General features: G+C 59.3%; 12 protein-coding genes. 5 read left to right on the forward strand and 7 right to left on the reverse strand.

Going from position 1 to position 13846, the window contains the following annotated elements:
* The first annotated feature begins 15 nt into the window (after nucleotides 1-15).
* On the forward strand, nucleotides 16-2262 hold the full coding sequence (locus ACFQDI_RS07255; protein ID WP_377164927.1) for a redoxin family protein: 2247 nt from the start codon (nucleotides 16-18) through the stop codon (nucleotides 2260-2262).
* A 4-nt stretch (nucleotides 2263-2266) separates the two neighbouring features.
* On the opposite strand, the gene ACFQDI_RS07260 is transcribed toward ACFQDI_RS07255, so the two are convergent.
* The 6 genes from ACFQDI_RS07260 to ACFQDI_RS07285 form a co-directional block, all read right to left on the reverse strand.
* Nucleotides 2267-3202: a hypothetical protein gene (locus ACFQDI_RS07260; RefSeq protein ID WP_377164929.1), complete on the reverse strand. Its 936-nt coding sequence runs from the start codon at nucleotides 3200-3202 to the stop codon at nucleotides 2267-2269.
* 17 nt (nucleotides 3203-3219) lie between these two features.
* Nucleotides 3220-3558: a hypothetical protein gene (locus ACFQDI_RS07265; protein ID WP_377164931.1), complete on the reverse strand. Its 339-nt coding sequence runs from the start codon at nucleotides 3556-3558 to the stop codon at nucleotides 3220-3222.
* A gap of 309 nt (nucleotides 3559-3867) precedes the next feature.
* A complete protein-coding gene (locus tag ACFQDI_RS07270) occupies nucleotides 3868-5571 on the reverse strand; it encodes a trypsin-like peptidase domain-containing protein (RefSeq protein WP_377164933.1) in 1704 nt (567 codons plus the stop codon).
* Nucleotides 5572-5587: 16 nt separating this feature from the next.
* Complete coding sequence (locus ACFQDI_RS07275; RefSeq protein WP_377164935.1) at nucleotides 5588-5896, reverse strand: hypothetical protein; 309 nt, start codon at nucleotides 5894-5896, stop codon at nucleotides 5588-5590.
* A 137-nt stretch (nucleotides 5897-6033) separates the two neighbouring features.
* On the reverse strand, nucleotides 6034-6612 hold the full coding sequence (locus ACFQDI_RS07280) for a hypothetical protein (protein WP_377164937.1): 579 nt from the start codon (nucleotides 6610-6612) through the stop codon (nucleotides 6034-6036).
* Between the two features lie 14 nt (nucleotides 6613-6626).
* The gene (locus ACFQDI_RS07285) at nucleotides 6627-6959 is read right to left on the reverse strand and encodes a hypothetical protein (RefSeq protein ID WP_377164939.1); all 333 of its coding nucleotides are present in this window, start codon (nucleotides 6957-6959) and stop codon (nucleotides 6627-6629) included.
* 112 nt (nucleotides 6960-7071) lie between these two features.
* On the opposite strand from ACFQDI_RS07285, the gene ACFQDI_RS07290 reads away from it, so the two are divergent.
* Both ACFQDI_RS07290 and ACFQDI_RS07295 read left to right on the forward strand, forming a co-directional pair.
* Entirely contained in the window at nucleotides 7072-7881 is an 810-nt protein-coding gene (locus ACFQDI_RS07290) for a ParA family protein (protein WP_377164941.1), read from the forward strand.
* Nucleotides 7862-8779 (forward strand): hypothetical protein, encoded by a 918-nt coding sequence (locus ACFQDI_RS07295; RefSeq protein ID WP_377164943.1) that lies wholly within the window; start codon nucleotides 7862-7864, stop codon nucleotides 8777-8779. Before ACFQDI_RS07290 ends, ACFQDI_RS07295 begins: the two co-directional genes overlap by 20 nt.
* A gap of 25 nt (nucleotides 8780-8804) precedes the next feature.
* Here ACFQDI_RS07295 and ACFQDI_RS07300 read toward each other — a convergent pair whose 3' ends face one another.
* Nucleotides 8805-11414 (reverse strand): protein kinase domain-containing protein, encoded by a 2610-nt coding sequence (locus ACFQDI_RS07300; RefSeq protein WP_377164945.1) that lies wholly within the window; start codon nucleotides 11412-11414, stop codon nucleotides 8805-8807.
* Between the two features lie 191 nt (nucleotides 11415-11605).
* Here ACFQDI_RS07300 and ACFQDI_RS07305 point away from each other — a divergent pair, with 191 nt between their 5' ends.
* Together ACFQDI_RS07305 and rpiB are read left to right on the forward strand one after the other, a co-directional pair.
* Nucleotides 11606-12082: a low molecular weight protein arginine phosphatase gene (locus tag ACFQDI_RS07305; RefSeq protein WP_377164947.1), complete on the forward strand. Its 477-nt coding sequence runs from the start codon at nucleotides 11606-11608 to the stop codon at nucleotides 12080-12082.
* A 54-nt stretch (nucleotides 12083-12136) separates the two neighbouring features.
* On the forward strand, nucleotides 12137-13840 hold the full coding sequence (rpiB, locus tag ACFQDI_RS07310) for a ribose 5-phosphate isomerase B (RefSeq protein WP_377164949.1): 1704 nt from the start codon (nucleotides 12137-12139) through the stop codon (nucleotides 13838-13840).
* The last annotated feature ends 6 nt before the right edge of the window (nucleotides 13841-13846 follow it).

Raw genomic sequence — 13846 nt, forward strand, 5'->3', positions numbered from 1 at the left:
CCCATGCACTTTCCCATGAAAAAGGTTCTCTCCATCCTCCTTGGCGGCGCGACTCTGGCCGGTTCTGTCTTCGGTCTGCGTGTCCACGCCCAGCAGGCTGAATTCGATGAAAAGTTCAAGGCTTTCGACCTCAACGCAGACGGCATCATCAGTGGAGATGAAATGAATGGCGCCAGATACCTGCCCCAGCTGGACCTGAACAAGGACGGCAAGCTGACGCGCGAGGAGGCGCTGCTGGCCGTGCAAAAGATGCGCAAGCTCGCTGGCAATCCGCAGGCCAGCGGAGTCGGCAACGAATCCACGGCCATTCTGTTCAAGCGACTGGACAAAAACGGCGATGGCAAGCTGACCGCCGAAGAGCTGCCAAACCAGAAGTGGTTCAACGGGCTGGATGCCGATAAAGACGGCTACGTGACGCTGGACGAGGCCGAGAAAGGTGTGGCTGCTCTGCGCAGGCGTGGCGGTGCCGGCACCGCCAGCAGCCAGGTCTCGAGTACTCCGATCAAGCCCGCTTCAGAAGACCCGACCTTCAAGGAAGCTCCCGAGCGGCTCAAGGGGGGCGACCATGGTGTGGGCCGCATGGTTGCAGACACCACCCTCAAGACTCTGGCAGGAGCCGACCTTAAACTCAGCAGCGCCGCCGGCAAAAACGGCCTCGTCATCGCTCTCTTCAGCGCCACCTGCCCGATCAGCGGCAAGCTTGCCCCCGAGACGGCTCGGCTGGAAAAAGAGCTGAAGGAAAAAGGCGTGGGCATGCTGCTGGTGAACGTACCGCCTGGACAGAAGACCGAGGAGGCCGTCAAATTTCTCGCCGATCACAAGCTGGCCTCTCCTGCTGCCAGCGACGCGGAAGGCAAACTTGCTCAGCAGCTTGCTGCAGCCACCACGACCGAGGTCTTTCTTCTCGATGCCGCACGCACGCTGGTTTATCGCGGTGCGCTCAATGACCAGTATGGGCTCGGCTACTCCAAGGATGCTCCTCAACATCATTACCTGCGCGATGCCGTGGCTGCGATGCTGCGCGGCGAACCTGCGGACGTCGTGGCCACCAGCGCCCCCGGCTGCGCGCTGGACCTCCCCCAGGAGAAAGCCGTTGCGGGCACTGTGGCGACGTACCACCGTGACATTTCACGCATCATGCAGGCCAACTGCGTTGAGTGCCACCACAAAGGCGGCGTTGGGCCCTTTGCTCTGGAGACCTATGAAGATGTGATCGAGCACGCAGGGATGATCCGCAAGCAGGTGGAGCGTGGGGCCATGCCGCCGTGGTTTGCCGCGCCGCTGGAGGGCAGGGCACACTCTCCCTGGGCTAATGACCGCGCTCTCTCCGAGCGAGACCGCTCAGACCTTCTCGCCTGGCTGGCGTCTTCCGACCGGGCGAAGGGCGATGTGGCCGATGCACCCAGAGCGCGTGTGTTTCAAGGGGAGTGGACGATTGGAAAGCCGGATGCCATCATCGCCGGGGCACGTCCCGTGTCCGTCAAAGCCGAGGGCACCATGCCCTATCAGCATGTGACGGTAACCACCGACTTTCCCGAAGACCGCTGGGTGCGTGGCTATGAGATCCTGCCGACCGCCCGCGAAGTGGTGCACCATGTGATCGTCAGCGTTTTCGAAAAGGGCAGCCGGGTGAGCCAGGGCGGGGAAGAGGGGGCGCAAGGCTACTGGGCCGCGTATGTTCCTGGGAATTCCAAGCAGGTCTATCCCGAAGGCTTTGCGCGCAAGCTCCCCGCCGGGGCCACCGTGAGCTTCCAGATCCACTACACCCCCAATGGCAAGGCCGTGGAGGACACCATCCGCATGGGGCTGCTGTTTGCCAAAGAGCCGCCGAAGTACGTCATCCACACCACCGGCCTGCCCAATGCCCGTATCAGCATCCCGCCGGGAGAGGCCAATCATGTTGAAACGGCCTCACGCAAGCTGCCAACGGACATCAATGTGATGGCCTGGATGGCGCACATGCATGTGCGTGGGAAAGCCTTCAAATTTGAAGTCACCCTCCCGGACGGCAAGACCGAGACTCTGCTGGACATCCCCAAGTACGACTTTAACTGGCAGCTGCGCTACGATTATGCCACGCCGCACTTCCTGCCGCGTGGCAGCACGGTCAAGATTACCGCTGTGTATGACAACAGCGCATCCAATCCCGCCAACCCCGATCCCGGCAAAACCGTTCGCTGGGGGCAGCAAACATTTGACGAAATGATGATCGGCTACATGGAGCACTACACCCCGCTCAATCCGGAGCTGGCGAGCGAGTAAGCTCTTATTTGCCCATCACTGCAAAGTCGAGCTCGACCGCAAGCTTGGAGCGTTCTTCACGCATGCTGGCCATCTGGCTTTCCAGCGCTGCGGCTTGAGCCAGCACTTTGTTTGCATTTTCGGTGTGGCGGGTGGTCGGGGTGCCCCGATATTTGGCATTCTGCGCCAGCTCCTGATGGCTTGCCGCTGTTTTCCGATACTGCGAGACCAGATTTGTATAGCTGGTGATGGCTGCATCCAGCTCCGCCATCCTCAGCTTGATTCGTTTGATCTTGGCTTCGTCAATCTTGATCGAGGCTTTTGGTGCGGGGGAGCTCGAAACGAAGGGGGGCGGAGCGGCCGGCATGGATGGGCTTATGATGCTCTCTTCACCAGGATTTTGAAAAAGCGCCGCCTGGGCTTTCTCAATCATGGGCACCAGGGCATTAGGTCCCAGATCATATTGTTCCTTTAGGGTTTCAGGGGCTTGGTCTGCCGGAATGGAGCCGACACCGTCATCGTGAATGAACGAAATGCCGGAATCTTCCACTTTCCGTATTTTGACGCCGCGCAGAACCTTTCCACTGGCTAGTTTCACCTCTCCCAGATCGGTGCCGGGTGCATTCTTGCGCGTTCTGTCCACCCATTCTCTCATGGAGTCGAGAGTCTGCTTCAAGTCGCTGTCCGCTTTGTCAAAGCGTTGGTCCAGCGTGTCTCGTAACCCAAGAAGAGTGGCGTTTTTTTCAGTCTCGGCCTTGAGCTTCTGAACAAACTGCTCCTTTTCGGCCCAAAATTTCTTTCTCTTCGTCAGCTGGTCCTGAATGAGTGCCAGCCTCGATTTGCTGTCACTCAGCGCCACATTGGCCGTGTCCACAGAGCTCAGGTACTGGCCTGTGAAACAGAAGACGACGAGAAGGGTGAGCAGGGAAAGGGAGACCCAGATTTTTGATTCTTCGGACATGATAACCTCAGGGGAGTTTAATAAAGGTATTTGGCTTTGTAGGTGGCCATGCGCGGACGGATTTCACCCAGCGCAGCTTCGGCTTCGTCGCACTTTTGCCGGAGATACTCGACCTTCTCCTCCAGCTCCGCGTTTTTTTTCACGGTCTTTTCATGCTGTTGCTCCAAGCTCATGCCGTCCGGTGAAGCGGCGGTCTGAAGCGCTTCGAACTTGGCATCTACGGTGCGCATTTCCTCCTTGGCGCGTTCAAAGTCTGCGTCGACTTTGAGCCGTTGATCGTTCAGCAGGGCTGGTTTGTCGCAGGAGCTTCCCAAAACGACGAACGCAAGGCAGGTTAAAATGAAGATGCGACGCATTTCAGTAAATGTATTATGGTTTTTGCCCGGAGGCGAATTTTATTGATGGATGTACACCTATAGGCAGCCTTTTGCATGTGAAATATTCCATGATGATTCAGTGCCTGCCGGTAGGCAAAATGGCATGCCCGGCCGCACAGCGCTCATTGAACAGTCTGATGCGGGGATTCAGCGTCTGCACGTGACAGAATCGTAGGAATGGACGCCGTGCCCGTGATGCGAGTGGCGTCGAGATGATTTGCGGAGGCAGGCGGTGAGCCTCCGCTGCGGTCCTGAGCGTGCTACCAAGTGAGAGAAGCATGCCCCGCCTCAACGGTAGCGTGTGGCTCCCTCATTGAGAAACTGTGCATGAACCGCTTTTCTGATTTCCAGCAGTTCGGGAATGAACTGCTTCAGATATGGCGCTCTGTCAGCCAGTGAAAGCGAGCTTATCTGCGAGGATGAGGCTTGGGCGACGGAAGCAAAGAATTCGGCAAACACCGGCACCACGTTGGAAATGGATATCGTGGTTTTTGTGCCCCCGAGCTTTTGATTGACCCTGGTAATGCCACTGCTGATGACACCGCCCAGCGTGTACTTGCTCCCGTCCGCGATGACCTGGCGGATGATGTAGTCCCCGCGGGGCTGGCTGGGAACATCAAAGCCCCCGCGGTTGGGTTTGGGATTGAGATAGCAGGCAGCGGCCAAGGTCAGTGTATCTCGGTCAAAGGCTTTCAGTTCGGCCAATGAACTCATCAGGGAGGTGTATTGCATTTTTCTCCACTTGGTCACCTTGTCTGGCCTGACCGCAAATCTCCGCACCTTGTCAAAAACAGTCCCATTGGTCCAAATGTCGCGTTTGGCTGCATTCAGATAGGTCGAGATGCCAAGCACCTGCTTGGTGTCTGTGAGGACGACGGGGCCACCGCTGTTGCCGGGCACGATTTCACAGCTGATTTCGATGCGGTCAGTCCCCAGACCCACCACCATGCCGTTCAATGAAGTCACGGCATCGGCCCCCAGGCTGTTGCCATAAGCGGTTACCCTCTGATTCACGCTGACGGACAGATTGGTGTCTGCAAGCGTGTATGAGGGCTCCCCCTCTTTGAGGGACACCGGAAATCTTGCCACGTCTTCCAGCCCATGGGCTGCCTCGGGATCATAGTTGTTCGAAAGCTCAATCTCATACGGAACTGGAATGTTCTGTCCGGAGGCCGTTTTGATGCTGACAATCTTCGAGGTGAAGCCAGCGGGGGTGCCACAGATGACGTGTGCGTTGGTGTAAACATGGGTTTTGCCCCCCGCTTGTGCGATGAAGCCTGAGCCGCTGCCCCGGTCGGTTTTGATGATGACGAGACACCTGGCGTCAAAGGAGGCCCCCTCTGCCGGTGCCGGTGTGCTTTGTGGGGCGCTGGCGACGGGTGAGGTGGAGGCGTTGTTCGAGGGCTTGATCTCGGGGCTCTGATTTTTGGTGGTGACCACGTCACTGGGGGCTGTGCTTTGAAAGGCCGCCAGCGCCGTCATCATTTTGGGGACCAGGGCATTGGTTCCCAGATCATACTTCTGCTGCAAATTTTCAGGCATCAGCTCCACCGATGCCGTGCCGATGCCGTCTGCGTACGACAATGAGAGGCCTGTTTCGTCCACTTTGCGGATTTTGACGCCACGCAGCAGTCTGCCGTTGGTCATCGTTATGTCGCCCAGTTCCTTGCCGCTGGCGTCGTTGCGTGCTTTTTCCACAGCCGCTTTGAAGGATTTGGCGCTCTCTGCCAGCTCCTCGTTGATCTTTGCCAGCCGCTTGTCGAGAATGTCTCTGGCCTTCAGGAGTGCCTGGTTGTTTTCCATGTCCTCACGTTTCTGCTGAATGAGGGCTTTCTTTTGAGTGATGAGGTTGCGCAGCGAGGTCAGCTTGGCGCTGCTCTCCTGAAGCGAGCTCTCGGCAGATTTGAGCTTTTGGGTGTAATCGTTGTAGCCGCCGTAGCCGACAGCGCAGGCGATCAGAAGCAGCAGCCAGAACTTGGGGGAGGTAAGCATAAGCGGGCGTTTGAAACTATTGGGCGCTTAGGGCCTTGTAGGCTTCGAGCTTGCTCCGAACCTTTTTAAGCAGTTCGTCGCCCTGGGTGCAGGTTTTGCTGAGATCTGCCAGCTTCTGCTGAAGGGCTGTGTTCTTTTTCACCCATTCGGCATGTTGTTGCTCCGGTTGGATTTGGTCTGAAGCATGGGCATCCAAAGCTGCATACTGAGTGTCGAGCCCCTGCAGTTCGATGCTGTTCTGCAGGAACTCTGCCTCCAGCGCCTCCCTGTCTTTAGATAGGGATTCTATTTTATTGCAGGAACTTGCCAGCAGAATGACTGGCATTGCAGCGAAAATGCATAGGTAATTCATGTCGAACCCATTCATCAAACCACGGGGTATCGAAATCGACAAGAAAAATGCTGCATCAAGTTCGCGACGGCGATGGGCGATTGACGCAGCCTCTCAGCCCTATGTGGGCTTTATTTGGTCGCGCCCACTCTGAGCTCGCTGATGAGGCGATTTAAGCCGTTGTGAATGGATTTCGGGCCGAGATCATACTTCAGAACGTAATCCTGTGGCAGTTCATCCGATTTCACCTGCAGGTTGGCAACGCCGTCTTCATGCAGGAAGGAGATTGAATCATCGTTGATTTTGAATATTTTAGCGTTGTGCAGGGCTGGGCGTCCGATCAGCCGGAGTTCGGGGATCACAGTGCCGATGTCGGATGAGCGCACCTTTTCCACGGCCGCGGCCAAGGAATCCGCCATGTATTTGACCTCTCCGGTCAGTTTGCGCTCCCTGGCGTCCAGAAGATCGCGCTGCCGGTTGATCTCTGCCAGGCGTGCGTTCACTTGGGCCAGCTTGTCTTTGGCTGCTTTGAGCTCGGTCCATTCCTGCTTGCGCAGTTCCGCGATTTCCCGTGCCGTGTCGGCTTCGGCTTTGAGGTCGGCAAGGTCTGATTTGAGCTTGTCGAGCGTGTGGAGGTAGTCACAGCCGCCAAGGACGCAGGCAAAAAAGAGCAGGGCTTTGAGAAGGGTGCTGAAACGGAATTCGAACACAGGCGAGAGGGGGATTATTTAAGGTTTGCGGCTTTGTAGGCCTCTGCGGCTGGTTTCAGCATCGCGAACCCGCTTTCAATGGCCGAGAGTTTGCGCTCCCTGGGGGCGTTGACAAATTCCAGAGGGCGCACCTGATCCTCTGTCTCCTGAGCCTGCTGGGAGATGCGTGGCAGCGCCTCCTTGCCGCCGAGCGCGGCGATGTCCTGCTCGTACTGGAGCGTGTCCGCCTTGTCTTTTTTGATGCGGGCGTCCAGTGCGGCTATCTCACGCCTGAGCTCGGTATGACGTTCACAGGACAGGCTCGTCAGGCAGAACGCCATGCAGAATGACAAAAAGGGCCTGTTCATGTGAAGGAGCGAGGGGATGGTCCGCGCCAATGTGGCGCATGCAGCATTTAATCTTAAATGGTCTGCCACGCAACTTCCTTGCCATTCGGCAAACCCATCTTAGCATCGACGCGTGATAGCGATTGCAACAGCGAGTCAGAAAGGCGGCGTGGGTAAAACCACGTTGTGCATCAACCTCGCCTATTCACTGGCGCGGCGAGGCTGGCGTGTGCTCCTGATAGACACTGACCCGCAGGGCGGCGTGGGGCTGTCACTGGCAAAAAGCACCAAGGCACGGGAGGGCTTCCATGAGTTTCTCGTCCGTGGCGGAGACCTGGGAAAAATGGTGGTGGCGACCCGGCTGCCGGAGCTGGAAATCATGCCTGCCGGTCAGTATGACAACTGTGCCAGGCAGGGCTGGGCGGAGAGTGAGGTGCCGACGCGGCTGGCCGACCTGCTGCGCAGCGCCGAACTGCGCGGGGTGGACATTGTGCTGATGGACACGGCCGCCGGAATGAGCAGCACCACGGAGTCTGTGGTGAAGGCTTGTGACTTTGTGGTGCTGCCCCAGCAGGCTGAGCCTCTGGCGATTCGCAGTGTTCCGCATCTGCTGGAGACGCTGGCCCGGTTTCGTGCGGAAGGTGCCGGTGTACGCGTCGCGGGAATTTTGCTCACCATGGTGATGCGGGAAAACGAAATGAGCCTGAAGGTGGCGCGGGAGTTGCGGGACATGCTGCCTGCCAACCTGATGTTTCAGCAAAGCATTCCCCGGCTGGCCTCCTTTCTCGAAGCGAGCGCGCTCGGGGTGCCTGTGGCTTTGACACGGCGCAATCCGCCGCCGGAGGCTCTGATTTTTGACCAGATCGCCGCTGAGCTTGAGCAGCGCGCCGGGTTGAGCCACGAAAGAGAAAGGGAGCATGGCCATGCAAGTCTCATGGATTGATGCTGACCGGATCAAGGCGCTGGTGGCGCAGATAGCTCCCATGGAGACCTCTCCCGTGGAGTCATCTGCTGTCCTGGAGCTGGATACGACCCCCGAAAAACTGCCGGCGAGTGCTGCCGAGGCCTGGGGGTTTGCCATGGACAGACCTGAGCGGCCTGCAAGACCGGCGGCTGCCGCCTTGCTGCCTGAGGCTGTGCCAGATGAGCCCGAGCCTCTCCCAGAATTGAGGAGCGAAGTGCATGAGGAGGGGCCTGTGCTCCCCCCCTCCACTGCAGCTGTTGCGCTGCCCCTGAGCCGGATCCGTGACAAATTGCGCGCGATTCGTCAGCACGCGGCAGATGCCGGCATCCTGACGCGCGTGGGTGATGCAGTACCACAAGAGCCCATCTTGAACGGAAAAAAGACCGTGGTGGCTCCGGGATTGCAGGAAAAATGGGAGTCGAGCACGAGGGGGGATTTACCCGAAGAAGCCGTGACCGATGAGTCGCCGGAGCGCGCTGGCATGGCACTGCAGCGGCCCAGATTTGAAATTCCGCCAGGACCGCGTTCGACGCGGCTGGCTGCATTTGCCGGCTGGGCGCGGCAAGTGCTTCAGGAGGATGGCGGGCAGATGCTTGTCATGAGTGATGATGGTGAAGTCCTCTGGGGTGGGGAGGCGAAAGCCGGTCTGGTGCTTTCCACCATGATGGCCTGGGGGGCTGCGCTACGGGCGAATGCAACGTCCGCGTGTGCTCCTCCTCCGCTGATCCACCAGCCGCTGGCGTCTGGGAATGTGCTTACCGTCATACCGTGTGAAACAACGATCGGCATAGTGCACGCCGCGGTGGCCGCGCCCGCCGGGCTCAGTCATGAGCAGGCCGGAGCCATTCGGGGCGCGCTCTGCACGGCCATGAACTGAAGGGCTGCTTTTCCGTCAGGAGCAGCTACTTTTTGAAAAGCGCCAGTTCGTTGATTCCCCAGACGGTGCCGGACGGGGCGAGCTGAGTGATGCGCACAAACCGGCCTTTCAGAGGTGCTTTGAAAATGATCTCGGTCACAGCGCTCCCATCTCCCTGGGCGGCAGGAGTCCAGGCTGTGCCATCTGTTGATACCTCGACTTTGTATTTGCGAGGGTAGTCCTGAATGCTGGCCATGCTGTCGAGGGCGAGGCCGGCGATATTTTCTTCGTTGGGGAGTTCGACCGTGAACCATTCGCCGCCTTTGGTGGCCGCCCCCGTGGCCCAGCGGGAGCCGGTGTTGCTGTCCACTGCTTTGGAGCAGTCTTCCTTCTTGAGGCTGGCGCTTAGCTTCCAGGCGCTGCGCGGTTCGATCCAGGCCAGTTTGGTCCTGATTCTTGTGTTGAGCGGCGGCGGCGGGGTGAGGAAATAGTAATCACGCACGCGGCCGTCGATGAGCTGCGCCTGGTCGGGTTTCAAGATCACGGAATATACAAAGAGCTCGGCCAGATAGCCGCTGAACTGATCCTGCGGGCTGACGTTGTCTCCAGTGCTGTCTTTGCCCCGGCCGATCAGCAGCCAGTTCAGGGGCTTGGCAGGAGCGGTGGACTTGCCGTCCGAGGAGGCGAAGGCCTTGCCGTCTGCATCGCGTGCGCGGAGTTCCACGACGCCAGACCCGGCGTTCCAGGTGATGAAGGCCAGGGTGGCCAGGGTGCCATTCACATCTTTGGAGGTCAGCGTGGGGCTGCCGCCTGCGTTTTTCACTTCCGCGACGAGGTTTTTGTCTGCATCCACCAGCAGTGACACTGTGGTCCCATCGTCGTTGCCGAGGGTAAACACGCGCATGGGCAGCTTGGTGGCATCGGCCTGGAATGCGACGACGGCCGTCAGCCCTTTTTCGTTGGGTACACCGGTCTCCTTGGTGCCGAAGGGCATGCTTTGCGTTTCGCTGCCGGTGTCATCCAGTTCCAGGATGCAGGGTTTGCCATTACGAGAGTGGAAATCGAGCACGACTTTGCCCGGCTTGGGGCTGCCCCCTTTGGCGACTTCCGGCCAGTTCGCGCGCTTGGGGGCATAATCTGCGCTTTTTTGATAGCTTCGCAGGATGTTGTCGCCACCGCGTTCGGAAATGTCATGCCATTCCACCACCGGCTCGTTTGGGTTGGCCTGGGCGGGTTTGCCATCTTCGCCTTTGCGGTTGGTCAGGTTGCCGGTGTTGCCAACATAGAAGAGGGCGATTCCCCGGTCCACAGGGGGGAATGCACGGTCTTGCGGGAGCTGAAAGCTTGTCTTGGGCGGGTTGTTCGAAATGCCAATGGCCGAAAGCGCCGATTGGTTGGATGAGGACGGGGCGGATTTTTTGCCGAACAAAAAGCAGCCGCCGATGCCCAGCACAATCACGCCGCCGCCGATGATCGCGATCTGTTTGACCAGCTTCGCGTTTGTCTGAAGAAAGGAGGCCGAAGATGATGAGAGAGGTACGGATGGCTGGCGATGCTGCACCGTGGAGCGCCCGGTCACCGGCCGACGTGGTGCTGGGGCCAGCGGCGTCGTGATGGCGGCGAGTTCAACCACCGGCTGGGCTTCGGGTACGATCTCCACCGGTATGGCTTCGGCCACTGGCTCCGCATAGTAGGGCTGCGCCTGAACTTCAGGAGGGGCGTAGTAGCCGGTGAGAGGCACTGTGCCTGTGCCTGGGGGCATGCCTGGCGGCATGTAAACGGGCGGCGGTGCGTACATGCCCATCCAGGGGCCGTAGGGCACCATCGTGGGCATTTTTTCCCAGGCGCGGAATTCTTCGATGGCCTGCTGTGCATTGGCCGGGCGGTCATCAGGCTTCTGGGCCATGAGTCGGGCACACCAGGCTCCCAGCCATTGCGGCACATGCGGGGCGATCTCATGCAGCGGCACCAGGAGGTGATCGATGTGCTTGTCGATCACCTCCGCCATGGAACTGCCGTCGAAGGCCTTTCTGCCGGAAAGCGCTTCGTAGAACACGCAGCCGAGCGAATAGAGGTCGGTGCGCTCGTCCACGGGTTCGCGGGTGAGCTGTTCGGGCGCCATGTAATAGATGGACCCCATCACCGTTCCTTCCTGGTCCTCGGTCTGCTTGCGTGCGCGCAGGCCTGCACGTGCCAGGCCAAAGTCGATGATTTTTGCCTGCATGCGGCCGCCGGGCAGGCGCTCCACCTTGATGTTTTCGGGCTTGATGTCCCTGTGAAGGATGTGGTGCTGATGGGCCGCCAGAAGGCCTTCGAGAGTCTGCGAAGCCAGCTCTTTGAAATCGTCGTAAGGCAGCGGGCCGCGAGCGACGACATCCGCCAGGTCTTCACCCTGCAGCAGTTCCATCACCATGAACAGGCCCTCATCGTCGCTCGCCACATCAAAGATGGTCACGATGTTCGGGTTGCGCAGCGAGGCCAGCGCGTCTGCCTCGCGCCGGAGCTCGGAGGCGACGTTTTTGTCAACGTCGGCCTCATTGGCGGTCAGCAGCCGTTTGACGGCGACCCAGCGCTTCAACTGGCTGTCATAAGCGCGGAAAACGGCTCCAACGCCGCCCATGCCGAGCTTTTCATATATTTTATATCGTTCCGCCATCCGGGGTTAAGCGCTTGAAAAATAGGACGAACGGAAGGAAAGCCCATGACTCGCCCCTTTGGCAAGCGGGATATTCCACGAAAATGCTTATGAGCACTTTCTGCTCCGCCTTTGACAAAACGTGGCTGTGGCGGCACACTGCGTCCCCCTTGTCATTCATGGCTGGGGCGAATCAACCCCTGCTCAGCATCTTGAAAAACGTTCTTTTTGTCTGCACCGGCAACACCTGCCGCAGCCCGATGGCGGAGGCGCTTTTTCGTGACCTGGTCAGAGAGCGCGCCGACTACCAGGTGGCCAGTGCGGGAGTGGCGGCGGCTCCAGGAATGCCAGCCAGCAAGCACACGGCGGCATTGCTGAAAGAGCGCGGGATTGATCTTTCCAGCTTTCAGAGCCGCATGCTGGACCGGCAGACGCTGGCGCAGGCCACGCATGTCTTTGCCATGTCCTCTCACCACATGGCTGCGATTGTGGATGAGTTCCCTGAAGAGGCGGACAAAGTTTACCTTGTCTCCGAATTTGCCGCCGAGGACGCCCTGCGTGGCAGAGATGTTTCCGATCCTTTTGGACAGGGCCGTTCAGCGTATGAAGAGACGCTGCGCAGCCTGGAAAAAATGCTGCCCAGCCTGCTCGCCTACATCGACCAGACCTGGAAGAAAAATGATGGATGACAGCAGCCTTCAGCCCATCATCTTGAGTCCCCCCCTCACCCCCCAACGCAAACAATGACCAGCACCTCCAACGGCATCCTCCCTCATAAACTCGCCATTGCCTCTGACCACGGCGGTGTGGAACTGAAAAATGCCGTCGTTGCTCACCTGAAAACCGCCGGTTATGGCGTGGAGGATCTCGGGGTGCATTCGCACGATTCGGTGGACTATCCCGACTACGCTGAGCTCGTTTCCGAAAAGGTTCTTTCCGGAGCAGCTGACGCAGGCATCCTCGTCTGCACCACGGGCATCGGCATGTGCATCGCCGCCAACCGCCACGTCGGCATCCAGGCCTCTCTGGTGGGCGATGCCCAGACTGCCGCCATCACCCGTGAGCACAACAACTCCAACGTGCTCTGCCTCTCCGGTAAAAACACCCCTGAGGCCACGGCCATGGAGATCGTGGACGCCTGGCTCAAAACCCCCTTTGCCGGTGGCCGTCATGGCCGCCGGGTGGATAAAATGAACGCACAACCTCACCCCCTCGACATCCTGGAGGCCAGCGACTCCGCCGTGGCCGAAATCATCCGCGGCGAGCAGCATCGCCAGCAGGACCACATTGAACTTATCGCGAGTGAGAACTTCACGAGCAAGGCCGTCATGGCCGCCCAGGGCAGCTGCCTCACCAACAAGTATGCTGAAGGCTACCCCGCCAAGCGCTGGTACGGTGGTTGTGAGGAAGTGGACAAGGTGGAGCAGCTGGCCATCGACCGCGCCTGCCAGCTCTTTGGTGCCAAGTATGCCAACGTGCAGCCGCACTCCGGTTCCCAGGCCAATGCCGCTGTCTATTTCAGCGTGCTCCAGCCCGGAGACAAGGTGCTGGGCATGAACCTGGCCCACGGCGGTCACCTCACCCACGGCAATCCGGCCAACTTCTCCGGCCGCTTCTACCAGTTCTGCCAGTACGGCGTCAGCGCCACGGACGATCGCATCAACTACGATGAACTCGCCGAAGTGGCACTGCGTGAGAAGCCCAAGATGATCACGGCCGGTGCCAGCGCCTACCCGCGCATCATTGACTTCAAGAAGATGAGCGAGATCGCCAAGAGCGTGGGTGCCTATCTCTTTGTGGACATGGCCCACATTGCCGGTCTCGTGGCCGGTGGCGCGCATCCTTCCCCCATGGAGTATGCCGACTTCGTCACCACCACCACACACAAGAGCCTTCGTGGTCCGCGTGGCGGCATGATCCTCACCAACAACGAGGAGCTCTTCAAAAAGATCCAGAGCCAGGTCTTCCCAGGCGTGCAGGGCGGCCCCCTCATGCACGTCATCGCCGCCAAGGCCGTCTGCTTCGGTGAGTGCCTCAAGCCTGAGTTCAAGGACTACACCGCCCAGGTCGTCAAAAACGCCCAGGCGCTGGCCGCTGCTCTCATCGAGCTGGGCTACCGCATCACCAGCGGTGGCACGGACAATCACCTCATGCTCGTGGACCTCCGCCCGAAAGGCCTCAACGGCAAGATCGCCAGCGAGACCCTCGACAAGGCCGCCATCACCGTGAACAAGAATGGCATCCCCTTCGACACCGAGAAGATCACCCTCGGCGGCGGCATCCGCGTCGGCACCCCGGCCGTGACCACCCGTGGCATGAAGGAAGCTGACATGAAGCAGATCGCCGCCTGGATCGACCGTGCTCTTTCCAATCGTGAAAACGACGCCGTCCTGGCCGAGATCCGCAAGGAAGTCAGCGAGGCGAACAAGCGTTTCCCTCTGCCCTGATAGGCT

Source organism: Prosthecobacter fluviatilis (genome assembly GCF_042655725.1).
GTDB classification, from domain to species: domain Bacteria; phylum Verrucomicrobiota; class Verrucomicrobiia; order Verrucomicrobiales; family Verrucomicrobiaceae; genus Prosthecobacter; species Prosthecobacter fluviatilis.